The sequence below is a fragment of the Occallatibacter savannae genome (assembly GCF_003131205.1).
Classification (GTDB): domain Bacteria; phylum Acidobacteriota; class Terriglobia; order Terriglobales; family Acidobacteriaceae; genus Telmatobacter; species Telmatobacter savannae.
Window position 1 is genome coordinate 273859 of the sequence record NZ_QFFY01000006.1, and the last position, 22298, is coordinate 296156.

The 22298-nt window shown below is 57.2% G+C and carries 22 protein-coding genes and 1 tRNA gene; 10 read left to right on the plus strand and 13 right to left on the minus strand.

Going from position 1 to position 22298, the window contains the following annotated elements:
- The first annotated feature begins 417 nt into the window (after positions 1 to 417).
- On the plus strand, positions 418 to 969 hold the full coding sequence (locus DHV10_RS21905) for an SOS response-associated peptidase (RefSeq protein ID WP_109488695.1): 552 nt from the start codon (positions 418 to 420) through the stop codon (positions 967 to 969).
- Positions 970 to 1016: 47 nt separating this feature from the next.
- Positions 1017 to 1928, plus strand: coding sequence for an ATP-dependent DNA ligase (locus tag DHV10_RS27865; RefSeq protein WP_162601770.1), 912 nt, complete (start codon positions 1017 to 1019; stop codon positions 1926 to 1928).
- A 26-nt stretch (positions 1929 to 1954) separates the two neighbouring features.
- Here the strand turns inward: DHV10_RS27865 and DHV10_RS21915 are convergent, their stop codons facing one another.
- Entirely contained in the window at positions 1955 to 2179 is a 225-nt protein-coding gene (locus DHV10_RS21915) for a hypothetical protein (protein WP_109488553.1), read from the minus strand.
- A 268-nt stretch (positions 2180 to 2447) separates the two neighbouring features.
- Here DHV10_RS21915 and DHV10_RS21920 point away from each other — a divergent pair.
- Positions 2448 to 2524 (plus strand) — tRNA-Asp (locus DHV10_RS21920).
- A 5-nt stretch (positions 2525 to 2529) separates the two neighbouring features.
- Here DHV10_RS21920 and DHV10_RS21925 read toward each other — a convergent pair.
- Genes DHV10_RS21925 through DHV10_RS21960 form a run of 8 tightly spaced genes read right to left on the minus strand, consistent with a single transcriptional unit; the run spans position 2530 to position 8555 of the window.
- Positions 2530 to 3507, minus strand: coding sequence for an NAD-dependent epimerase/dehydratase family protein (locus DHV10_RS21925; RefSeq protein WP_109488554.1), 978 nt, complete (start codon positions 3505 to 3507; stop codon positions 2530 to 2532).
- Between the two features lie 12 nt (positions 3508 to 3519).
- Entirely contained in the window at positions 3520 to 3915 is a 396-nt protein-coding gene (locus DHV10_RS21930; RefSeq protein ID WP_109488555.1) for a (R)-mandelonitrile lyase, read from the minus strand.
- Positions 3916 to 3953: 38 nt separating this feature from the next.
- The gene (locus DHV10_RS21935; protein ID WP_109488556.1) at positions 3954 to 4337 is read right to left on the minus strand and encodes a DUF2255 family protein; all 384 of its coding nucleotides are present in this window, start codon (positions 4335 to 4337) and stop codon (positions 3954 to 3956) included.
- A 38-nt stretch (positions 4338 to 4375) separates the two neighbouring features.
- Positions 4376 to 5362, minus strand: coding sequence for an aldo/keto reductase (locus tag DHV10_RS21940; RefSeq protein ID WP_109488557.1), 987 nt, complete (start codon positions 5360 to 5362; stop codon positions 4376 to 4378).
- 25 nt (positions 5363 to 5387) lie between these two features.
- Positions 5388 to 6371 carry a zinc-dependent alcohol dehydrogenase family protein gene (locus tag DHV10_RS21945; protein ID WP_239461977.1) on the minus strand — a complete coding sequence of 328 codons (984 nt, stop codon included), beginning with the start codon at positions 6369 to 6371 and terminating at the stop codon, positions 5388 to 5390.
- Positions 6372 to 6428: 57 nt separating this feature from the next.
- Positions 6429 to 7478, minus strand: coding sequence for an SMP-30/gluconolactonase/LRE family protein (locus DHV10_RS21950; protein WP_109488559.1), 1050 nt, complete (start codon positions 7476 to 7478; stop codon positions 6429 to 6431).
- Between the two features lie 20 nt (positions 7479 to 7498).
- On the minus strand, positions 7499 to 8269 hold the full coding sequence (locus DHV10_RS21955; protein WP_109488560.1) for an SDR family oxidoreductase: 771 nt from the start codon (positions 8267 to 8269) through the stop codon (positions 7499 to 7501).
- A gap of 58 nt (positions 8270 to 8327) precedes the next feature.
- Positions 8328 to 8555, minus strand: a complete 228-nt coding sequence (locus DHV10_RS21960) for a tautomerase family protein (protein WP_109488561.1) — start codon at positions 8553 to 8555, stop codon at positions 8328 to 8330.
- 119 nt (positions 8556 to 8674) lie between these two features.
- Here DHV10_RS21960 and DHV10_RS21965 point away from each other — a divergent pair, with 119 nt between their 5' ends.
- From DHV10_RS21965 to DHV10_RS21990, 6 genes are all read left to right on the plus strand, one after another.
- Positions 8675 to 9559, plus strand: a complete 885-nt coding sequence (locus DHV10_RS21965) for a LysR family transcriptional regulator (protein ID WP_109488562.1) — start codon at positions 8675 to 8677, stop codon at positions 9557 to 9559.
- 448 nt (positions 9560 to 10007) lie between these two features.
- Positions 10008 to 14420: a DEAD/DEAH box helicase gene (locus DHV10_RS21970; protein WP_109488563.1), complete on the plus strand. Its 4413-nt coding sequence runs from the start codon at positions 10008 to 10010 to the stop codon at positions 14418 to 14420.
- Positions 14421 to 14568: 148 nt separating this feature from the next.
- On the plus strand, positions 14569 to 15201 hold the full coding sequence (gene msrA, locus DHV10_RS21975; RefSeq protein ID WP_109488696.1) for a peptide-methionine (S)-S-oxide reductase MsrA: 633 nt from the start codon (positions 14569 to 14571) through the stop codon (positions 15199 to 15201).
- A 268-nt stretch (positions 15202 to 15469) separates the two neighbouring features.
- The gene (locus tag DHV10_RS21980; RefSeq protein ID WP_162601771.1) at positions 15470 to 16237 is read left to right on the plus strand and encodes a hypothetical protein; all 768 of its coding nucleotides are present in this window, start codon (positions 15470 to 15472) and stop codon (positions 16235 to 16237) included.
- 58 nt (positions 16238 to 16295) lie between these two features.
- On the plus strand, positions 16296 to 16838 hold the full coding sequence (locus DHV10_RS21985; protein ID WP_162601772.1) for a hypothetical protein: 543 nt from the start codon (positions 16296 to 16298) through the stop codon (positions 16836 to 16838).
- 567 nt (positions 16839 to 17405) lie between these two features.
- Positions 17406 to 17954 (plus strand): fasciclin domain-containing protein, encoded by a 549-nt coding sequence (locus DHV10_RS21990; RefSeq protein ID WP_239461979.1) that lies wholly within the window; start codon positions 17406 to 17408, stop codon positions 17952 to 17954.
- A 551-nt stretch (positions 17955 to 18505) separates the two neighbouring features.
- On the opposite strand, the gene DHV10_RS21995 is transcribed toward DHV10_RS21990, so the two are convergent.
- On the minus strand, positions 18506 to 18694 hold the full coding sequence (locus tag DHV10_RS21995; protein WP_109488567.1) for a hypothetical protein: 189 nt from the start codon (positions 18692 to 18694) through the stop codon (positions 18506 to 18508).
- Positions 18695 to 19292: 598 nt separating this feature from the next.
- Here DHV10_RS21995 and DHV10_RS28410 point away from each other — a divergent pair.
- A complete protein-coding gene (locus DHV10_RS28410; protein WP_109488568.1) occupies positions 19293 to 19682 on the plus strand; it encodes a DUF3592 domain-containing protein in 390 nt (129 codons plus the stop codon).
- A gap of 83 nt (positions 19683 to 19765) precedes the next feature.
- Here DHV10_RS28410 and DHV10_RS22005 read toward each other — a convergent pair whose 3' ends face one another.
- From DHV10_RS22005 to DHV10_RS22015, 3 genes are all read right to left on the minus strand, one after another.
- Positions 19766 to 20446, minus strand: coding sequence for a hypothetical protein (locus DHV10_RS22005; RefSeq protein WP_162601774.1), 681 nt, complete (start codon positions 20444 to 20446; stop codon positions 19766 to 19768).
- A gap of 311 nt (positions 20447 to 20757) precedes the next feature.
- Positions 20758 to 21675, minus strand: coding sequence for an NADP-dependent oxidoreductase (locus tag DHV10_RS22010; protein WP_109488570.1), 918 nt, complete (start codon positions 21673 to 21675; stop codon positions 20758 to 20760).
- Positions 21676 to 21890: 215 nt separating this feature from the next.
- Entirely contained in the window at positions 21891 to 22181 is a 291-nt protein-coding gene (locus tag DHV10_RS22015) for a GIY-YIG nuclease family protein (protein WP_162601775.1), read from the minus strand.
- Positions 22182 to 22298 lie beyond the last annotated feature (117 nt).

The window sequence follows — 22298 nt, forward strand, 5'->3', positions numbered from 1 at the left end:
TCGCTGAGATGGGACAGATGAGGAGAGCCATTGGGCGCGAAGAACAAGAGCGGCGCAACCAGGACAGATTTGCTTCGACCCTGGTTATCGCTGCATCAATCATTGCTGCCGTGAGGCTGGCGCGTGACGACATCGGCCGACCTTCTCCCAGAGTTCAATCGGTGATCATGGACAGCGTGCATCTGGCGAGATCAATACTGAATGCGATAGTAAGGTAACGGGAGAAGGCAATATGTGCGGGCGATACGGCAGGCGAGGAGACAAGCAGCGGATTGCTGAATGGATGCAGGCGCACGACACAAATGTCTTTGAGGAGTTCGATGACTCCTACCTGGCACCCTCCTACAATGTCGCCCCGCAAAGTCTCCAGCCTGTCGTGCGCCTGAGCCCGGAGACAGGAACCGGGAATTGACCGTGATGCGCTGGGGACTGGTTCCTTTCTGGTCGAAGGACGGAAAGGCATCCTTCAGCACCATCAACGCCAAATCCGAGACTGTTGCAACGAGTCCCGCTTTCCGCGAGGCATGGAAACAAAGACGCTGCCTGGTGCCGGCCGACTGGTTCTATGAATGGCAGAAGCCGGATGAGAAGACGAAGCAGCCGTTCGCGATTGCTAACAAGGACGACGGCATGTTCGCCTTCGCTGGACTATGGGAATCGTGGAAGGACAGGGCGACCGGGCAAAAGCTGCGGACATTTACGATTCTCACGACCGATCCCAACGAGCTGATGGAGCCCATCCACAATCGAATGCCTGTGATTCTGCATAGGCGGGATTACGAGCGATGGCTGGCACCGAGCGATCCGACGAATCTTCCTATCGACTTGCTGAGACCCTACCCGGCCGATGAGATGAAAGCATGGAAAGTCGGTAAGGCAGTGGGAAATACGCGGAACAACGATCCGAGCCTGATCGAGCCTCTCAGGGACGAAGAAGAAGTCACCGCTCCACTGACGCTCTTCGGATGAAGCCTGCGCCCCATCGCGACATCTCATTCACGCCGCCAATGGAGTGTTTGCCTGTCGCTAATCTTCCCGACGGTCCAGGCTGGGTCTACGAACTCAAACTCGACGGCTACCGTGGACAGGCGTTCCGTGATCAGCGCGGCGTCCATCTACTCTCGCGGAGAGGGAAGGATTTCTCCCGCAGATTCTCCGGAGTGTTCAGCAGTCTTGAAGACTCAATCCCGCTCGGCACCTCAATCGATGGCGAACTGGTCGCATTCGATGGAACCGGCCAGCTGAGCTTCAATGCATTGCAGAACGCCGATGCCGATACCAATGTTGTCTTTTTCGCATTTGACATCCTGATGCACAATTGGCAAGACACCAAGTATTTGTCCCTAAAAGAACGAAAGACTCTTCTCTCGAATGCGATCCGTCCGTCAGACCGTGTGCAGGTGTCTGAGCACTTCGCAGGGCCTATGGGCAAGTTTGTAGCGGCCGTACGCGAGATGGGGGGAGAGGGTGTGGTCGCCAAGCGCCTCAAGTCTCATTACGAACCCGGTCGAAGGAGTGGCGCCTGGTCAAAGAAGCGGATCAATATCGGTCAGGAGTTTGTCATCGGAGGTTTCACCCCCGGCAGCAACGGAGTCGACGCGCTGGTAGTTGGCTTCTACGAGGGTCGCAGTTTGTTGTATGCCGCACGGGTGCGTTCAGGATTGGTTCCGGCGACGCGGCGCGATTTGTACGCACGCTTGAAGTCGCGGGTCATTCCGGACTGTCCTTTTCGAAATCTTCCCGAAGCGAAGAGCGGTCGATGGGGACAGGGGTTGACGGCTGCCAAGATGAAGCAATGTATCTGGGTGCGACCTGAGCTTGTGGCGAACTTCGAGTTTCTTGAGTGGACCGACTCAAACCACGTTCGCCACATCAAGTTCGTCGCCCTTCGCGACGACAAGGATCCACGCCAGGTCGTTCGGGAGTGATGAATCCCAACGTCTGGCCTCTCGGTTCAGGCCTTGGGGGAAGCTTTCTTCTGCTTTGCCCAGCGCAGCCGTTGCGCATCGGCGATCTTCTTTCTCGCTTCCGCGCTGAGCCGGCGGCGCTTCCTGCGAGGCTTTAAGGCGGCGGATTTAGGTGAAGCTTTTGCGCTGCCGGAGCCCGAGAGCAGCTGGCGGACACTCTTAAGTGTTGCGATCTCTTCGTCGATCGAGGCGATGATGCTGTTCAAGTCCATGGTCCTAGTCTATAGGCCTTCGACGATCAAAGGGCGAGGGCAGGGAAGCGGGCCGTTTTCCCGAATTGCTGCACACAAGTGGCACACTTGCTTTTCTGAAGCCCGCGTCCATTGCGGGGTTGAGCCGTGGTCTGGCTGAGTCGCCCTCAGCCAGACTCGAATGGTCTGCTCCTTTCTGACGTCTGCGCTGTCTCGGCATTCTCGGGAACTCTCGGGAATCGATGGGAAGGGAGAGGGAAGAGTAGTAACGGTCGAAAGTCGGTTAAGCGGGGGCGTAGTTCAGTTGGTTAGAAGGCCTGCCTGTCACGCAGGAGGCCGCGGGTTCGAGTCCCGTCGCTTCCGCCACAATTTCAAGCGTCAACCGCGCTATGTGGAACGGCGATCCGACCAGAGACAATAAGGGCGGTGACGGATTGTTGTATTGCCTCAAGGCTGGAGAATCGCGGGATGTATCCGAGCCGCTGGCGACTCTTCTCAATGGACACACAGGAACTGCGTACGATGTGTCCCCAAGAAGACTCCGCATCGCTCTTTTCCAGGCCGAGCTTCCACTGATCGAAGGGGGCGAACGAGAGTCGTGGTTCGTGCCCGAACCAGCGATACATTTCTTCGGCGTACCCACGTAGAGTGAGTGCCTGCTGCGAGACGGTGTTGAAGACTTCACCGATTGAAGCTGTTCGATTCTCTATCGCACAGATGATCCATTGCGCCACATCATCAGCGTGAACGTGGTGCAACATCTCCAAGCCAAGATTCGGTAGAGTGAGTTCTTCACCGCGGGCAATCGCGGCGAAGACTTTGGGGTTTGCGTTAGCCTGCGGGTTGATCGGCACCCAGCCTTCGCCAACAATATGACCCGGCCGAAAAGCCGTTGCAGGGAAACCATCTCGCCGAGCCTGTTGCAGAAGCCAGTCCTCGATCTTCGTTTTATTCAGCCCGTACGCGTCAACGGCGTTCGGACGTTCCAACTCCGTCGTTGGCACTGAAACGGGGGAGCCGTAGACCCAAATGGAGCTGCAGAAGAGATAATGCTCGATCTTCCCGCGCAACGCTTCTACCAACTGTTGGGTTCCTTCAAGCTCGAACGAAATCATGTCCACGACAATATCTGCGTGGAGATCCGCGATCCGCGCACCGAATTGACCTTTCGCCTCTTCGATTTTGCGATCTATCAAAACTTGTTCCACAGTTTTCCAGGCCGAATGGGGCCGGTAGGGAGTCGCGGCACCGCGGCTAACGTTCACTACCCTATGACCGAGATCAACCAGTTTGGGCGCGAGGTAGGTGCCGACGTGTCCACTCCCTCCAATGACAACAATGCGTGCCATATCGAATTCTTTTTATTCGCTGTACTGTTTGTCGGTAACATGGTCCATCCAGTCAACGACTTTTCCGTCCTTCTTCTCCTGGATTGCAATGTGCGTCATGGCCGTCGTCGGAGTGGCACCATGCCAGTGCTTCTCATTCGGCCCAAACCAGACGACATCTCCGGGACGAATCTCCTCGACAGGACCACCATCACGCTGCGCCCAACCGGTACCGGCTGTAACAATGAGTGTCTGTCCCAGCGGATGCGTATGCCAGGCAGTTCGAGCGCCTGGCTCGAAAGTGACGCTTGCACCGGCTACAAGCGCCGGGTCAGGGGCGGTGAACAAGGGATCAATGCGAACGGTACCGGTAAACCACTCCGAAGGTCCTTTGCTGGATGGTTGCGATCCAACTCTCTTGATTTCCATTCATGGCTCCAATCTCATAAGACATTCGTTTGGCTGCATCAAGCGGCAACGCTACGTGGACTGATCTTGATGGTCGCTGAGCGTGCGCGTTCACCGATCATCGGTTTCAGGTATGGACTGCCTTTGTATTTCTCACGGTAGGCATCATCGATGCGATCGTTTGTTGTTCCCTGCACGACTTCAAAGGCGACTTCCTTGGTCAGGCCTGCGGCAGTGATCCGCCCAGCCTTTTGCTTGAGTGCAGCCTGGTACCAGCGAGACCGCTGCCCGTTGTACCCCCGAACATAGAGAGAATCATCGACAACCACGGACCAGATCCATGTCGGGGTGCCGTACGTCGCGCCGTCATCGCGGAAAGGTGAAATGTGAAGGTCGTCAGATTCGGCGATTTTTTGAAGGTCCTCTTTCGGCCAGGCGTTCATTGCGATTCTCCTTGCGGTGCGTGTTTAGCGGGTTAGGTTCACCAAGCGTAAGCTTTGGGTGCTTCGCCTCCCGGTCCCGGCCAGATCTCATCGAGCCGTCGGAGTGTCTCATCGGAAAGGGAAATTTCCAATGTCCGGAGACTTCCGCTCAGCTGCTCCACAGTACGTGGTCCAATGATGGCCGCCGTAACAATAGGGTTGTTCAACAGCCAAGCCAACGCGATGTTTGAGGGTTCTTCACCGAGTTGCTCGCACAGTGCTTCATAGGCTTCAAGTTGGGACCGATGTCGCTCAATCTGTTGCTGCATTCGCGGCTCAGCGCGCCGGCCCTCTGTGGCCTTCCGTAATGCGCCGCTCAACAGTCCGCCCCCGAGCGGACTCCACGGAATAACGCCGAGTCCAAAATGCCTGCACGCAGGTGCGACTTCCAGTTCAATCATCCGAGCGTTCAGGTTGTAGAGACTCTGCTCGGAAACGAGTCCCATAAATTGGCGTGCTTTAGCCTCGCTCTGTGCCGTGGCAATATCCCATCCGGCGAAATTGCTGCTGCCCACATAGATCACCTTGCCTTGCTGTACGAGGAGTTCCATGGCCTGCCAAATCTCTTCCCACGGCGTGCGTCGGTCGACGTGGTGCATTTGATAGAGGTCGATATGGTCCGTCTGCAGTCGGCTCAGGCTGTCCTCACAAGCCTTACGGATGTGGTACGCCGAAAGTCGCCGATCATTCGGCCCAGTTCCCATTGGCTGATATACCTTCGTCGCGAGAACAATTCGGTCGCGGCGTTCGCCTTGGGCCAGCCATCGTCCAATGATTTCCTCCGAGATGCCGTAGCCCTTCTCCATGTCAGGAGACTGCGGACCGCCGTACACATCAGCCGTGTCAATAAAGTTGATTCCGGACTCGATTGCGGCGTCCATGATCCCGAAGCTGGCGACCTGGTCCGTCACCATCCCGAAGTTCATCGTGCCAAGGCAAAGCCGGCTGACCTGCAGGGCAGATCGACCGAGTGATGTGTATTGCATTCTGCCCCCTCTCTAAGGTGGAACTCTATGGTTTCAGCAGTGTCTTGATCGCACGGCGTTCATCCATCGCGCGATAGCCCTCGGCGACCTGTTCGAGGGGGAGAGTTAAATCAAAAACCTTGCCAGGATTGATCTTCCGTTCCCAAACGAGCTTGATCAGGTCAGGCAAATATCTACGCACCGGAGCAGGGCCACCGTGAAGGCGAACCAAGGTGAAAAAGACCGGCCACACGTCGAGCTTCATACCATGTGGTACGCCCACATAGCCGATGGAACCACCTGGACGAGTTGAACGAATCGCCTGCATCATGGATTCCTCGGTTCCAACGCATTCCAGAATGGAATCCGCACCGATGCCACGGGTCATTTCTTTGATACGAGCAACGCCCTCATCTCCGCGCTCCGTTACGACGTCTGTCGCACCGAACTCGCGGGCGACGTGCTGACGTTGTTCATGCCGGCTCATTGCGATGATCCGTTCCGCTCCCATCTGCTTAGCCGAGAGAATACCCAAAAGGCCCACGGCACCGTCACCGACGACTGCTACCGTCGAACCCGGTTTAACATTTGCCGCATCGGCAGCGAACCAGCCAGTGCCGAGCACGTCAGAGATAGTGAGAAGGCTCGGAAGCAGATCGTTTGACGGAAGCTCCGGTGTGGGGACAAGGGTTCCATCGGCCCACGGAACCCGAAGGTATGGCGATTGCGCTCTACTCATGAATTCCAGATTTTGGCACCCGGATTGGTAGCCATTTTGGCAGTTCGGGCAGGTGTTGTCCGATATGCAGAACGAGCCGATGACGAACTGACCTGGTTTGACCGTCTTCACTGCGCTGCCCACCTCTTCGACGATGCCGCAGTACTCGTGTCCCATCGGCGTTGGTTGATCTACCCTCTGGATGCCGCGATAGGGCCACAGGTCGGAACCGCAAACGCAGGTGACCGCGACGCGGATGATGGCGTCAGTTGGTTTCTCGATCCGGGGATCTTCCCGATCTTCAAAGCGCACGTCGCGCGGTCCGTATAGAACTGTTCCTCGCATTGAAATCTCCTTCTTTGAATCCCATCACTGATGCGAATAGAGAGGCAGAGCATTGGCGAATGTCTTTGCATGGAAAATAGTCGCGCCCTCTCCGTTCTCAGCATCGGTGGTGACGATGTAAAGATCATTGGTTCCAGGCTTGATAACCATGTTGGTGGATTCGAGATTGTGGCCGTCGTCCCGTCCCGGCAAAAGCACCTGGCCGATGGGTATTCCATTCCGGTTGAACGCAAGTACCCGGGCCTGGCCGTACATGGCCACGTAAACATTGCCGTCGCTATCGACACGCATAGAGTCGGGCAGAGGACCGATGAAGTGATACGGAATTGCGCTCCCAACCGGCGCGATGGCAGTCGCACTCAACAGTTCGATGCGATGCAGAAGATTCCTCCCTGACTCGGTGGCCCACAATACTTTCCCGTTGGGGCTCAATGCGACGCCGTTCGCCATTGCGAGGTGAGGCAGCACAGGAGTGGTGGTTTTCCCATCCGGCGAAACGTAATAGACACCGCCCGCAGGGTCCGTAGAGGTTCCGCGGAAGTCGCTGAAGTAAAGCCCACCGTTCCGGTCAAATACAAGATCGTTGGGCATGTACCCAGCGTCCAAACGAACGATCGTTTGCCTATCTGTTCCATCCGGTTTCACAGCAATAATGTCACCCGTTCGCTCAACGAGATTCAGCGCAGCAATGAAGATTCGGCCATCCTGGTGAATTGCGATTCCGCCTGGACTGACCTGCTTCTCGGTGACGACGACCGAGAGACGCTTGTCCGGCGTCAGCCGAAGGACACGGCTTTCTGACACATCGCAGAAGAGCAAATTGCCGTCACGATCGAATGCCGGGCCTTCCAAAATCATCCGTTTGTCCGAGACCTTAAACCACGGTTCAGCGACGACGGTCTGCAGGTTGCGTTCTGACGGCGGGACTGGAACCGGCCCGAGTGTCTGAGAGTCATACCGAAGCGCCAAAGCCGCCGTGTGCCCTTGTGCGTATACACTCATCGCGACGCAGGAAAGAACAGCTATGACGATACGAACTGCTTTGCTGGCGCCTGCTTTGATGATGTTCAACATCTCTTCAACTCCAAAGGCAGTTACACCACGGTCATTCCGCCATCGACGGTCAATGCATGACCAACGACATAGCTAGCTCCAGGGCTGCACAACCACAGCACAGCCGAGGCGATCTCTTCAGGCCTTCCCGCGCGGCGGATAGGCACATTCTTTGCGATGTCGTTATATGCCTCTTCGTTCCCGCTCACCACGTCGCGTGCGATTTGGGTGTCTATCAGGCCAGGATTGACTGCGTTCACCCGAATGCCGTGCTGGACGTATTCGAGGGCGGCTGTTCGTGTCAGACCCACGACACCGTGCTTCGACGCGATGTAGGACCCGATACCGGGATTGCCAGTTAGCGCACCGACAGAGGCGTTGTTTACAATAGCGCCGCTACCCTGGCGCTGCATCTGCCGCAGCTCATATTTCATCGAGCTCCAAACGCCGCGCAGATTGATCCCGATCACACGGTCCCATTCTTCGCGCGAGCTTTCCGCAGTCGCAGCAATCTTCGCCATCACTCCTGCGTTGTTGAACGCGGCGTCGAGACGCCCGAACTCAGACACGATGCGCTCGACCATCTGCTCCACCTGAGCGTCATCACTCACGTCGCAGCGGACAGCGATAGCCTTGTGGCCTGCCGTGACCAATTTCTGAGCTTCTGCCTTCACGACATCCTCTCTGAAATCCGCAAGCGCGACGGTCGCGCCTGCTTCAGCGAAGGCCTGCGCTGCGGCGAGCCCCATACCTGAAGCGGCCCCGGTAACCAGGGCTACCTTTCCAGTGAAGTCCAATGGATTGTTTTTCATGCTGAATACTCCTTTGTGTTGCTTATCGTGGTCGTTCAGTCGCGATCGCCTGCAATTGCTACATCGTGTAGCCTGGCTTCTTGTAGAGACTCTTCGCGTTGTTCACGATGTCGGGCTGATAGACCTTCTCAGCCCACTCATCTGGTTCGATCTCCTCGAAAGCCACCGACACGGATTCTTCGCCGTAATTGAGAGTGCGCATCACGCTCTGAGTGATCCCATCTGCGAGTTGCTTCTTTTGCTTTTCGGTCTTTCCGGGCCAGAGCTTCACAATCACATGGGGCATGGTTGGCGGCTCCTCTCTCCGCATCCACCATTCAGCTAGTGGACTCTTCCAGATTGAACCCTCTTCGCTGATTTGAGAATCCGGTTTAATGAACAAGGGCTTGTGAGTACAATTCATGAATGCTGCCTTCTGATCTGAGCTCTCTCTCTACCTTTCTCGCCGTCGCCGAAGAACGGAGCTTCACACGAGCCTCGAAGCGTCAAGGTGTCTCGCCATCAGCGGTGAGTCACTCCATGCGGGCACTCGAAGAAGAAGTAGGCGTTCGCCTACTCGCGCGGACCACCCGAAGCGTCGCGCTGACCGACGCGGGAGAGCGCCTTCTTGCGAGTCTGAAACCTGCTCTCGCGGAAGTGGAGGAGACGTTGGGTCAGATCGCGGGCCAAACCAATAAAGCGGCGGGACGCATCCGCCTACTGATCCCGCGGTTCGCGGTTTCCGCGGTTCTTGCGCCAAAACTAGGCAGGTTGCACAGAGAATATCCAGAGATCCTACTCGACGTGACAACGGACAACAGGCGGCGGGACATCGTCGCCGATGGCTTTGACGCTGGTATTCATCTGGGTGAGTTCATCGAAAAGGACATGATTGCTGTCCGGCTTACACGGGATCACAAGCCAGCCATCGTGGGGGCGCCAGAGTACTTCAAGTCGCACCCGAAACCCAAGGAGCCGCGTGACCTACTGAACCACAAGTGCATCAATTTCCGTCACGGGCCCGCGGAGCTATATCGGTGGGAGTTCGAGAAGGGCAAGAAGGAACTGTCCGTGGCGGTGAACGGACCGCTAATTGTCGATGACACCGAGCTGGTTTTCCAAGGGGCACTTCAGGGTGTCGGCCTCGCGTTCGTGGCAGAGCACGAGGTCGCTCACTACCTATCAGACGGCAGCCTTGTGCGCGTGCTCCAGGATTGGTGCCAGCCGTTTCCAGGATTCTTCATCTACTACCCCAGCCGGCGACAGCAGACGGCAGCGCTCACGGCACTCGTGAATATTCTTCGGTCCTAGGCCGATCGCCTCGGAGCCTCGACTCACTCTGAATTGTGCTTCGCCGCTACCGGCCGAAACCACTCATTGACCCAAACCTGGCCTTGGGCAGAGGTTTACAGGGCAGAGGTCGCGGGTTTGATATGGGTTCGATAACGGTTCCCGATCGTGTCTTACAGCGCCAAAAGAAGCCATCCGTGACGCGTGTTTTCTGTAAGTTACGACCTTCCTTTTTGCTGTCACGGCAGAGGTCTTGGGTTTCTCGGCGCAGGGCGAAGACCAAGGGAGCCCGGGAGCCTGTTTACCCTATACAGGATTTCTTTCCTGCACCATTTGCGAACTTGAGCTTTAAAGAAGCTTAAACCCAACAAAACATTGTATTAATGTCAACAGATTCCGGCACCATAATCGAAAATAGGGGGTTTTTGATCCACAGGCAAATAAAAGGCGAACAGGGCTAGAATGCCTCATGGGCTTCCCCGATGAGCTCTCCTGGGCTCACCCTGTCACACGAGAGTGGTTTGTCACACGGTTCGGTACCCCGACAGAACCTCAGGTTCTCGGCTGGCCCAACATTCTTGACGGCAAACCCACGCTAATCTCAGCGCCTACAGGATCAGGCAAGACGCTCGCGGCATTTCTCGTTTGTATCGACCGGCTGTTTCGTCGATCTCTCGACGGCACACTCCGGCCAACCACGCAGGTTGTCTATGTCTCGCCGCTCAAAGCGCTCTCGAACGACATCCAAAAGAACCTGGAAGAGCCACTCAAAGAGATTCAGCAGCTAGCCCTCGAGCGCGGCCTCTTGTCGATGGGGATCCGCACCGCGGTACGTACCGGCGACACGCTCCAGAAAGAACGCGCGGCGATGCTGCGCACTCCTCCTCACATCCTGGTGACGACGCCGGAGTCGCTCTACATTCTTCTCACCTCGCAACGCAGCCGGGAGCATCTTCGCTGTGTCGAGACCGTCATCGTCGACGAGATCCACGCAGTGGCCGATGACAAGCGCGGCGCGCATCTCGCCCTTTCGCTCGAACGGCTGGACGCTCTGGTCTGCGGCGAGAACCGGCTATCTCCCGGTGCATTCATTGCCGGGTTGATGAATCCACCTCAGCGAATAGGTCTTTCGGCGACCCAGAACCCCATTGAGCTTGTGGCCGAATTCCTCACCGGAAGTGCTGCGCACCGGGAACCGGCAACGATCGTCGAGGCGGGGCGCAAGCGGGAGTTGGACATCGCCATCGAAGTGCCCAGCGATGAGCTGAACTCCGTTACTTCCCAAGTCATGTGGGAAGAGATCTTCGACAAGCTCGCGGCCTACACCGAGACGCATCGATCGACGCTCGTCTTCGTCAACACGCGAAAGCTTGTCGAGCGGGTCGCCTTCAAACTGGCCGAGCGTCTTGGTACGGAGAATGTCGGCGCCCACCACGGTTCTCTCTCCCGCATGCTTCGCCTGGATGCCGAAAGGCGTCTGAAGCGCGGTGAGATCAAGATCCTGGTGGCGACGGCCTCGCTCGAACTCGGCATCGATATCGGCAACGTTGATCTCGTCTGCCAGATCTCAACGACGCGTTCTGTCGCTGTCACATTGCAAAGAGTTGGCAGGGCGGGGCACTGGCGTGGCGCCATTCCCAAGGGCCGCCTGTTCGCGACCACCCGCGACGACTTGCTCGAGCAGGCAGCTCTGGTCCGCAAGCTGCGCAACGGCGAACTGGATCACCTTGAAATTCCTCCACAGCCAATTGACGTTCTGATGCAGCAGATCGTGGCTGCCTGCGGCGCCGAACCATGGCGCAAGGAATCGTTGTACCAGGTTCTGCGCCGTGCCTATCCGTACCGGAATCTGAGCTGGGAGGAATACGACGAAGTCACGGCAATTCTCTCGAACGGAATCGAAGCGAGCCGCGGGCGCTACGGCGCATATCTCATGCACGATGGGATCCACGGCGAATTGCATCCGCGTCGCGGCGCTCGCATGATCGCCATCTCGAATGGTGGCGCAATCCCGGACACGGCGCTATTCAATGTGATCCTGCAGCCCGAAAACATTCAGATTGCAACCCTCGATGAACATTTCGCAGTCGATTCGAGTCCGGGCGATGTGATCCTGCTCGGCAACTCGAGCTGGCGCGTGCAGAGGATCGAGGCTGCTGGGCAGGTCCATGTCGAAGATGCGCACGGAGCCCCACCCAGTGTGCCGTTTTGGACCGGAGAGGCTCCGCAGCGCACCGGCGTTCTTTCCGACGGCGTGAGTGAACTGCGCGAGGAGATTTCGGAGCGAACGCGAAACGTTTCGCCCGAATTCGTCTCGCCCGCACAGCCGGACGTGGTAGCGGCAACAGCGTGGTTGATGGAGGAGTGCGGTGTCCCTGAGTGGGGAGCGCAGCAGCTCATCTCCTATATCGTCAATGGCCGCGCCGTGCTCGGAGCGGTACCTTCGAAGACCACCATCATCGCCGAGCGGTTCTTCGATGAGGGTGGGGGAATGCAGCTGATCCTTCACGCCCCGTTTGGCGGACGAATCAACAAGGCCTGGGGGCTCGCGCTTCGCAAACGTTTCTGCCGGGGATTCAACTTCGAGCTGCAGGCTGCTGCCACGGACAACGGTATTAACATCTCGCTCGCCGAGCAGCACAGCTTTCCGCTCTCCGAAGTCTTTCAATTCCTGACCGACGTGACGACCAGGACTCTGCTCGAACAAGCCTCTCTGGCCGCTCCTGTGTTCAAGACGCGATGGCGCTGGGCGGCGGGGCGAAGCCTGCAGCTCCTGCGGAATTCCAAAGGCAAGCGGATCGCTCCGCAGGTACAGCGGACGCGTTCGGAAGACTTGCTGGCCAGCGTGTTTCCGCAGGCGGCGGCATGCTTTGAAAACATCGAGGGCGACATCCAGATCCCCGATCACCCCCTGGTCAGGGAAGTGATGCAGGATGTCCTTCAGGAAGCCATGGATCTCGATGGCCTCCTCAGCGTGCTGCGCGGGATTCAGGATGGAAGCATTCAGTGCCTCGCGGTCGACACGCCGGTCCCGTCACAATTCGCCCACGAGCTGATCAATGCATCTCCCTATGCATTTCTCGACGAGGCTGGACTCGAAGAACGCAGAGCGCGTGCCGTCTCGCTCGATCGTGATATTCCCTCGAGCGTGCTCGAGAGGCCTGGCAAGCTCGATCCTACGGCGATTCAAACTGTCCGAATCGAGTGCTGGCCCGATATCCGCGATCACCACGAGCTGCACGATTTGCTGATGAGCCTGGTTCTGCTGCCGCTTGCGCTGATCGATGAAGATCGTTCGCGCCACTGGCCGGATCTATTCGAGCACCTGCTCGGTGCCGGACGCGCGCAGAGATTCGAATGCGATGGAAATCCGTGCTGGATCGCGGCGGAGCGCGTCGCGCTCGTCGACGCTCTGTTTTCCCCTGCAATGGCGACCGACTTGCGAGAGGACGCCCTTCGTAAATGCGTTCAGGGTTGGATTCAGATCCTGGGTCCGGTGACCGCCAAAAGCTTTGCGGCGCATTTCGCCGTGGAGCCGAGAGCAGTCTTCCAGACGTTTCTCTCGCTCGAGATACAGGGTCTCCTGATGCGCGGCAGCTTCGAACAGGCAGAGACCGCCGACGATCTCGAGACTGAATGGTGTGAGCGCCGGATCCTGCAGCGGATCCACAAGCTGACCATCGGCATGCGCAGACGGCAGATCGAACCGGTCTCCCCTGGAACCTTTATGCAGTGGCTGCTCAGCTGGCAGCACCTCGCGCCACAGACCCAGCTCTCCGGCGAAGACGGACTTCTCGAGGCGATCTCGAAGCTCGAGGGGTTTGAAGCCCCGGCGATCGAGTGGGAGAGAACGATTCTGCCATCGCGCGTTGCAAACTACGATCCGCGCTGGCTCGATCAGCTTTGTCTTTCGGGCGCAGTCGGTTGGGGACGCGTCTCGCCGCATCCGGCGTTTCATCAGGGAAACGGCAACGCTCCGCAGCGTGTCATTCCCTCAAACGGGGCTCCGATCACGTTTTACCTACGGGACTCGGCTGCGTGGCTCGATCACGCTCTTCGCGAACAAGCCGTCGATCGAGAAAAGCTGAGCCAGGCCTTCACCCCGAATGCCCTTCGCATCTGGGAATTTCAGTCGAAAAGGGGAGCGTGCTTCGCCGAAGAGATTGAAAGGAGCCTCGGCCTGAGCTCGATCGAGATCCAGTATGCGCTATGGGAACTCACGTCGGCTGGCCTCGCTGCCGCAGACGGATTCGACCAGCTTCGATCGATGATCGATCTCGATCGCCGGCGTGCCGCACAGTCTTCCTATCGCAATGCCCGGAGCGCGGCGGGCAGATGGTCATTATTGCGCAGTGACGCCCCGACGGCCGAAGATGCGATCGAGCAGGCTCGTTTAAACGACATCGCAATCGAATCAGCCGCACGCATCGTGCTCAACCGTTACGGAGTCGTCTTCCGTGATCTGCTCGGGCTCGAATCGAACATTCCGCGTTGGAGCCTTCTCCAGCGCATGTTCCGTCGTCTCGAAGATCGCGGAGAGGTTCGCGGAGGCCGTTTCGTCTCGGGCTTCGGAGGAGAGCAGTTCGCGCTACCCGAAGTACTCGACAGTCTGCGGGCAACGAGGAATCTCGATGTCAAGGGCGAGCTGACCATTGCGGGTGCTGATCCGATGAATCTGGTCGGGATACTGATACCCGGCGATCGCGTTCCCGCGGTTCCGGGGCGAAGCTTCGTCCTTACCAGGGAATCACTCGGAGGTTCTGAGCCGCTTTCTTCAAGGCGTGCCGAAAGACACAGCCCTCGAAGCATCGCTCGGCCGCGTTCTCCGCGCCCTGGCGGCATTGCGGAACTGAGCTTGTTTGACTCCTTTTCCAATGCTTGAGGAAAGGCAAGGCAAGCGCGAGTGAATCGCGCGGATTTGCTGTAACCACGAGATGAATGGCTTTATCTAAGAATCAGGCATGGAGGCCATCAAATTGCTCTGGCGCGTGGCTTGTGTTCTGGTGCTTGTTCTAGTTGCGGTGAGCTTTATGTTGACGCGGACAACCAAGGCTTCAACTAGCGGGGTGTTTCCAGCTCCAGTCACGGACGATGCATTGGCTACCAATCCAGCAAAGGCGAAAGCCGTGTTTGCGGGCGGATGCTTCTGGGGTACACAGGCCGTCTTTGAGCGGCTGAAGGGTGTGGTCGATACAACTGCGGGCTACGCGGGAGGATCAGCCGCAACGGCCACCTACGATCAGGTGACGACCGAGACCACCGGGCACGCGGAGTCGGTCGGAGTCGTCTACGATCCTTCGCGGATCACCTACGGAACCCTGCTCCGCATCTTCTTTTCGGTGGCGCACGATCCGACCCAGGTGAATCGGCAGGGGCCGGATGTGGGGACGTCGTATCGCTCGGCGATTTTTTACGAGAATGAGAATCAGAAGCGCCTTGCCGAAGCCTACATCGTGCAATTGAATGCGGCCCACGTCTTTGCGCGACCGATTGCCACCGAGGTGACGCAACTGAAGGGCTTTTATCGGGGGGAGGACTATCACCAGGATTATGCCCAGCACAATCCCGGAAATCCGTACATCCTGGTCTGCGACCGGCCGAAGATCGCGGCGCTCAAGAAGGAATATCCAGACCTGTTTGAGGAGTACACCGGGAAGAAGTGAGGCTGGGCAGGGAAGTGATGCCGCGGATTCTGGCACACCGCTCGCACACTCGAGTGGCTGGAATTCAGCAGAAAACACCGGAGTCTGACTGAGCGCGAGTCAGTCAGACTTCCAGAAGTATTCACTAAAGCCTAGCCGACTTCCCCGCACCGATCAGAACCTGAAGGCGAAGATTGGTCAAAGTTCCGAGTTGCCGGTCACTCACCAATTTAGTTTCTACTTGGAATCATGGCGAGGCGCATGCTGTAATTTGGAGGCTCCGCCCAGAGTGCGCCCGATGATGACTGCCTCGCAACCTGCAATCAACCCAGTCCGCCCCACCCCAGGCCGCGTCGCTGGGCGACGTCTCTTTTTTCCTGGCATGGCGCTATTAGCAATTGCAATCGTGATATCGGCGTTCGTGCCGGAATATCTTGGCTATGGCCAGCCACGCAGGAATTTTCCCAGTTCGTGGCCGGTTCATCTCCACACCGCGATTATGCTCGCATGGATTTTGATGTTCTTCCTGCAGGCTTATCTGGGCGCTACTGGCAGGATCGGGCAACATCGAAGGATCGGCAACTACGGTTTCGCTCTCGGATGGCTTGCATTATTGTCGATGATGTTTGTGCACTTTCGGGGCCTAGCAACGCACCCGCTTCCTGAAGACAGAAGGATCTACGATTGGCTGCTTCCGTTCCTTTATGTCTATTTGTCGTTTTCAGTCCTGCTCACCTTGGCATACCTCAAGCGTGGACAACCCGAGTGGCATAAGCGCCTGATCACCTTCGCGCTCTTCATTTCCCTCGAAGCCGCCGTTCAGCGGCTTCAGTGGCTCCCATCCGGGGGCTACTGGTGGTTTGCCGCCTTCTTGGACTCTTGTTTGCTGGTCCCTCTCGTCACCTTCGACGCGCTTAAAATCAGGAAACTTCATCCTGCTACGGTCCGGGGAGCACTTGTAATATTCGGAGCTCAATTAGTGCTCTTTTCGCTCTGGGGGACTAGTGGCTGGAGGAATTTTGCATACTCACTGTTGCACACTCTGACTGGCCAATGAGATCGATCGACAGAGCAAGAAGAGGCGAATTACCAGGCTTCGAGAGTAATATCTCTGCTTGTTTTCCCAGCACACATTCACGTATAGTTCCGCGATGCGTCACGTGCTGCTCCTGCTTTTTGCACTAATCCCCGCCTATTCCCGTGCACAGGCGCCTCCCGCTTCGTATCGCGACGATTTGCTCGACCGGCTAGCCGGCTCCTGGAACGCGGTGGGCATCGTTCACGGAAATCAATCGCGACAACGATTCAGTGGAGAATGGGTCTTACAGCACCAGTTCTTTCGTTTGTCTCAAACGAGCGCGGAGAAATCCGCTGCCACAGGTACTCCGTATGAAGGAGTGTTCTACATCGGGTGGGATGATACGCAGAGACATTACATCGCACATCTGATGAATGTGTTTGGAGGCCGCGATTCGGAGATACTCGGCTACGGTCAGCGCAATGGAAACGAGATTCAGTTCGTGTTCAAGAGCGTTGAGGGTTCCGTCGTCGAGCGGTTCCGATGGGAACCTAAAACGAAGGCGTGGCGAGTGCTCTCCACCTTGAGCACGCCCGAAGCCAAGCCATTCCTCGAGTTGACTATGACGCGCTCGCGCTAGGAGCGTTCTGATCGGCGTTTCGGAAGTATGGAGAGAAAGCTTTGCGGCTGAGAAGGCGCTGTAGCGACCATTCGGGTGAGTCGTCGGCAATGCGGAACCAACCCAAAAACTGTTAGGGTCCGAGTTGGCGGTGACTCGTGACCACGACCTGGAAGTAATGTCAGATTCGGCCCTTAGACAGCAGCCAAGCTGCCTTATCGATCAGACTGAAACCGCATCCCTTTGTTTCCACGTCACGCAAGTGTTACAGGCTGGCGCCTCCTACGGTCCCTAAGGTGCGAGATCCCGAAGTTCTTTCGCGCGCCCGCCACGCGGGCGACGCCGGATCCCGCGGGAGCACCGCTAACGACTCAAGCCCGCGCCGCTCAGACTTTCTCCTGAGAGCTGCGTCCGAATCGACGCAGAAGATACTAGCGGCCACCCGCTTCCGCAAGATCGAAATGATTCGAATCCAAAAAGAGAATGCGCTCGTATTCAAGAGTGTGACAGCGCCAGCGCGACAAACACCTGGCTCGTTGTTTGGGGTTTGCTCGCGGGTAACGCCACATGAAAGGGAGAAAAACCATCGTGAAGAAGTGGACAGCATTCGTTTTTGCACTTTCGATTGCATTGAGTTCCGTCGTTGCATCGGCGGCTAACCCGAAAGTCGGCGGCGCGCCTATGTATGCCAACAAGAACATCGTGGAAAATGCCGTAAACTCCAAGGACCACACAACACTCGTTGCAGCAGTCAAAGCTGCCGGCCTTGTAGACACGCTGGAAGGCGCCGGTCCTTTTACCGTCTTCGCTCCGACAAACGAGGCATTCGCGAAACTCCCACAGTCGGCAGTCGAAGATCTACTGAAGCCTGAGAACAAGGCCGCCTTGGTCAAGGTCCTCACCTACCACGTGGTGGCCGGTCGCTTGACGGCTGCGGATCTGAAGAAGATGATCGCCAGCGGAAATGGAAAGGCCGAATTAAAAACGGTCGCGGGCGGCACGCTTACTGCTTCCATGAGCGGAAAGAAACTCGTCCTCACAGACGAAAAAGGCGGAACATCCACGATCACAATCGCGAATGTTATGCAGTCGAACGGTGTCATTCACGTTATCGATTCCGTCGTGATGCCCAACTGACCGCTCAGATCACACTGGCTCTGCTGTCCGGAGTGGACGACCCACTCCGCGCATCTTTGTTCCATCGAACGAAGAGCCTCGTTTCCGAGTCAGCCCTCGGAGAAGCGGCGTCACAGCGATGCTAACCAATGACGTTCTCCAGACGCCCCTTTCCATGAAAGAAGCCATGGCGAAAGAATTCCTCAAGGCGCGCTGTCCTCGATGCGCAGGTCCATTGCGCATGCCGGTCAGTCTGGCAGCAGAGAGTGTCATTGAGTGTTCATCGTGCGGTACCCGGCTGGGCACAGTTGGCGAACTACTGAGGCTTGTCCGAGAGAAGCTTTCCGAGCGGCCGGGGTGAAACTCGTTGACTGCAACTGAACGTGGTCTTTCATTCGTGCCCTGACGAAGGTGACACGAGCACGCAAGACGAGTTTCCGGCGATTACATGTGGGCCGCCGTGAACTCGGAACCAAATCAAAACGTGCCAGGTTCCGAGTTGCCGGTGACTCGCCCGTGCCGCCGCAATCATTACCTCGATTAGTACCGCTTGGAGCAGTGAACACGCATCTTCAAAGGCCGGCGAGACGCTTCTCACGGTCGAGAGCTGCACGGCAGTGATAGAGGGCGAGCTTCACGATGTGGCGCTGTCTTTCGAGGCGGTCGCGCTCGGCGATAGGACAGCCTACTGCAGCAAGCTGCTGTTTCAGGTGCTCAACCAAGCCTTCGAGGTGAAGAATGTGGTCTTCCAACGTATGCATGGCCGACGTCTTCATCCCCGGGAAGCGATAGACCAACCGAAGTAGGCGAGGATGACGTCCGCCGCTAGTAACAGCAACCAGCGAGTCCACCTCGGCCACAGTAGCTGGGTCCTAAACGAAATCGACAGACATAGCGCGCCGATGAACAGGCACAACACGCGAAGTGTCGTCGGTAATTCAGCCATTCCGATTCCAGCTGCGGCGAGTCCGAGTCCCAAGAGACCCAGAGTGTCAGGCAATGCTGAGGAAGTCATCAGAGGCTGTGCAAAGTATTTCATCGGGATCGACTAAAGGTATAAGGAGTTCGTAAGGGCTAGTGACTTTGATGGCATGGTTGGCCATTGTCAAATTATCTGGAGTGGGGCTGGTCCTCGATTGAGTCATGTTGCTTACGCTAACGATTTTCCGCAGAATTTTCCGTTTGACTATTCGGCTGTTTTCCAATCAGATTCGCCTGTTACCACTGCCCCTGAAGTGGTTACCGGGCTGAGTTCGAAGATGTCGTTTAACGCGCATCGCTGATGGACAACGTGCACGATGGGCCGCACAAGAAGGCCGGAGAGTGAAGAGGGATCCCATTACCCTGGAAGTCGCCGTCATGATCCTGCGAGGATCACCCTACGCTTGGTATGCCCTCCTATTCGTCTTGGCCGGTGGGCTCGCAGCGCTGGCATTCTTTCGGAAGTCTTTCGTTCAGAGGTTACGAGAAAAACGAGGCAGCGATTGGCCGACAACGTGCGCTGTCATCGACATCGTTCGCATCAGCGAGGAGTATGGCAGCAGAGGAGAGATCATTGGATACCTTTGCACGCTGACCTACTTCTATCGTTATCCCGAGTTGCAAAGTGGCGAATACTGTCGTTCGTTTCCGGCCAATCAGAAACCGGGTGCTGAGGCTTGGGCCGCCTCATACAAAGGCGTCCCGATCACCATATACGTAGACCCTCAAGACCCGACGCGCTCGGTTTTGCAAATAGACGAAATCTAGGTGGTTGCCAGGCTGCTTTCCACCTAAAACTCGGTAGGTTCCGAGTAGCCGGTGGTACGACCGGAACTCAGCCGACGGCATCATCAACCCAAAATCGCGCGCGTTGCGGCTTGCCACCAACCTGGATTCACGCTCTCCAGGTACGTGGCCCCACCCTGCAGAAAAATCATTGCTGGGAAAGCATAGAGATAAACCCTGTTCACCCGTCGATCCACAATGAGGTCGCCCACGATTCCAGCCACAATCAGTAAGTCCAGCGCCGGATAGAAAAGGTCGTGAGCGCCGAGGTACGGAAACCTGACGAACGCCGCTTGCAAGAGTTGACAACTGGCCAGGAAAACCAGGCGGCGATGGTATTCCGGTTTTCTCCGAAAATAGATCGCCAGCGCCATGCAACTGCCGAAGATGAGCATGTCGCACCAGAGAACCGACAGGAACGGTGCAACAGTCTTCAAGTGCAGCACGGTCATGTCGAATTGCAGCATGACGACCGACACGATGCCGCCGGACACGGTCATGCTTGCGGCCAACGCCGCACCAAGCCAGCCCAATACGCGGTGGATCCGGACTTTGCGTACACGCACCAGCGCCGATTGTTCGATGAACAGCACGATCCAGGCCGAGAAGAGCAAGGCGTGAAACCACACTAGAAGCGGCCTTGGCGGATTAGCGTGAAGCAGGCGGACATCGACCGTATGGCTAAAGCCCCAGAGGGCAACGCCGGCCATCACGAGCGATGCAGTGAAATAGAAATATCGGCTCAAGAACCTCTTAAGCTGCGTCGTTGTGATTGTTTGGCTCTTGGCAACAGGGGCAGGGACGGTCGTGCTTCGGTTAGCCACTGAGGGTCTTCCTCCAATGCTGGTGCGCCCGATGGTGACTCCACTGCCAGTCGATGTTTCGTGCCCATAGTACACTCCCGCCCATATCGCGTGGCGGAGTTCTGGTTGGATGGTCGGCTACTCGGAACCTGATAGGCGAAGGATCGTCAAAGTGTCGAATTGCCGTAACTCAGTCTCAGACCGGACGTCCACTAGGCAGTTTTGGTCGGTCTGAAGACATGACTCGCGGAGCGTCAGGCATGCATGCGAAAGATCGTCTTCCCCTTCACTCGCTCGGTCCCGCCGAGGGCAGCCACAGCATCGTCGAGGGTAAGTTCTCTCCCAATATTTGTCCGCAGCCGGCCATCGCGGAGCCTCTCGACAAGCAGACTCAATTGGGCGCGATCAGGCTCGACGACAAAATCGATCGTTCGCCCATTGGAAGGGCGCGCCTCAATCGGGCCCATGATGGTCACTAGGGTTCCTCCCGCCCGGATTAGGCTTGCTGACCTCTTCCCGACTTCACCTCCGATAGCATCGAAAACCAAATCAACTTTGCGGACGTCCTCGAGAGTGTTGTTATCGAGGTCGATGAACTCCTGCGCCCCGAAATCGAGAGCCGCATGACGAGCGTCTGCGCGCCGGGTGCCGATGACATACGCACCGACCTCGCGTGCGAGTTGAGTTGCCATGGAACCAACTACGCCGGCTGCACCATGCACAAGGATGGTCTGCCCCGCCTGAATGCGACCGTGTTCAAAGAGCCCTTGCCAGGCAGTCAGGCCCGACATCACGACAGCCGCTCCCGCGGCGAAGTCAACATCGCCCGGCAACGGTGCGAGATTACGTGCCTCCACAGCGACATATTCCGCAAGCGCGCCGTCTCGGTACCAGTCCGTGAGGCCGATTACCCGCTGTCCAATCGACAAACCCGTTGTGCCATAGCCAAGAGCGGTGACAACCCCGGCCAGTTCGTGTCCCGGGATTGAAGGCCTCCGGTCACGTCCAGCGCGATCGGTCCAGGTCGCGGGCCAGGTAAGCTCATCCCCGGTGAATCCCGACGCATAAACCTGAACAACCACGTCGTTTATCGCCGCCTGCGGCTCGGGTCGATCCACCAGCTTCAATCCGGCAATTCCAGCCGCTTGATTCGTCGCTACAATCGCCTTCATCGGTCACCTCCGCGTCCCGAGTTCTTGCTCGTAGCCTAGCGCATCGAGCTCGGTTGAGTTCGTGGCTAAGTTGACGAGAATCCTCCAGGCCTTCAGTTGTCTGATTGTGGCCGTCTGTCCTCGGTCATAGGGCTAGCCTGTCGGCGCACGGGTGACCTCGTCATCAATTCCGAGCCGTGCCAGACTTGCCAAGTTCCGAGTTGCCGGTAATTCGCTCAGAACTCGAATCCAGCGATCAGATCAGCCAATTCGGGATTGGAAGAGCTTACCAGTTGCAGCTTCTGCTTTCTAGACAAGCTCTTCATTGCTTTGGCGCGGCTCATTGCGGCCCGTTCATCCGCGAATTCCTCGTAGTAGACGAGGCGCTTGGGATCATGCTTGCCCGGACTCTCTTTCGTCCTGTGACGATGAACAGCTAGATTCAGGTCGCCGACATGCCCCGTGTGGAGTGTTCCGCTCTCACTCATTACGATGTAGCAGTAGAAATTCTTGCGAGAACCAGTCATTGCGCTGTAGATCACTCCCTCAGACCCGGTTTGGACTTGGTTCCGAGTAGCCGGTGATTAGACCATGACACCGCAATCGCGATTAGCATCGGCTCGGTGCAATGAACACCATCTTCA

What these genes read in the sequence shown, in the direction of transcription:
- DHV10_RS21905 (WP_109488695.1), top strand. Translation starts at nt 418, where the DNA reads ATGCGCTGGGGACTGGTTCCTTTCTGGTCGAAGGACGGAAAGGCATCC.
- DHV10_RS21915 (WP_109488553.1), bottom strand. Translation starts at nt 2,179, where the DNA reads ATGGACTTGAACAGCATCATCGCCTCGATCGACGAAGAGATCGCAACA.
- DHV10_RS21925 (WP_109488554.1), bottom strand. Translation starts at nt 3,507, where the DNA reads ATGGCACGCATTGTTGTCATTGGAGGGAGTGGACACGTCGGCACCTAC.
- DHV10_RS21930 (WP_109488555.1), bottom strand. Translation starts at nt 3,915, where the DNA reads ATGGAAATCAAGAGAGTTGGATCGCAACCATCCAGCAAAGGACCTTCG.
- DHV10_RS21935 (WP_109488556.1), bottom strand. Translation starts at nt 4,337, where the DNA reads ATGAACGCCTGGCCGAAAGAGGACCTTCAAAAAATCGCCGAATCTGAC.
- DHV10_RS21940 (WP_109488557.1), bottom strand. Translation starts at nt 5,362, where the DNA reads ATGCAATACACATCACTCGGTCGATCTGCCCTGCAGGTCAGCCGGCTT.
- DHV10_RS21950 (WP_109488559.1), bottom strand. Translation starts at nt 7,478, where the DNA reads ATGTTGAACATCATCAAAGCAGGCGCCAGCAAAGCAGTTCGTATCGTC.
- DHV10_RS21955 (WP_109488560.1), bottom strand. Translation starts at nt 8,269, where the DNA reads ATGAAAAACAATCCATTGGACTTCACTGGAAAGGTAGCCCTGGTTACC.
- DHV10_RS21960 (WP_109488561.1), bottom strand. Translation starts at nt 8,555, where the DNA reads ATGCCCCATGTGATTGTGAAGCTCTGGCCCGGAAAGACCGAAAAGCAA.
- DHV10_RS21965 (WP_109488562.1), top strand. Translation starts at nt 8,675, where the DNA reads ATGCTGCCTTCTGATCTGAGCTCTCTCTCTACCTTTCTCGCCGTCGCC.
- DHV10_RS21970 (WP_109488563.1), top strand. Translation starts at nt 10,008, where the DNA reads ATGGGCTTCCCCGATGAGCTCTCCTGGGCTCACCCTGTCACACGAGAG.
- msrA (WP_109488696.1), top strand. Translation starts at nt 14,569, where the DNA reads ATGTTGACGCGGACAACCAAGGCTTCAACTAGCGGGGTGTTTCCAGCT.
- DHV10_RS21995 (WP_109488567.1), bottom strand. Translation starts at nt 18,694, where the DNA reads ATGCATACGTTGGAAGACCACATTCTTCACCTCGAAGGCTTGGTTGAG.
- DHV10_RS28410 (WP_109488568.1), top strand. Translation starts at nt 19,293, where the DNA reads ATGATCCTGCGAGGATCACCCTACGCTTGGTATGCCCTCCTATTCGTC.
- DHV10_RS22010 (WP_109488570.1), bottom strand. Translation starts at nt 21,675, where the DNA reads ATGAAGGCGATTGTAGCGACGAATCAAGCGGCTGGAATTGCCGGATTG.
- DHV10_RS22015 (WP_162601775.1), bottom strand. Translation starts at nt 22,181, where the DNA reads ATGACTGGTTCTCGCAAGAATTTCTACTGCTACATCGTAATGAGTGAG.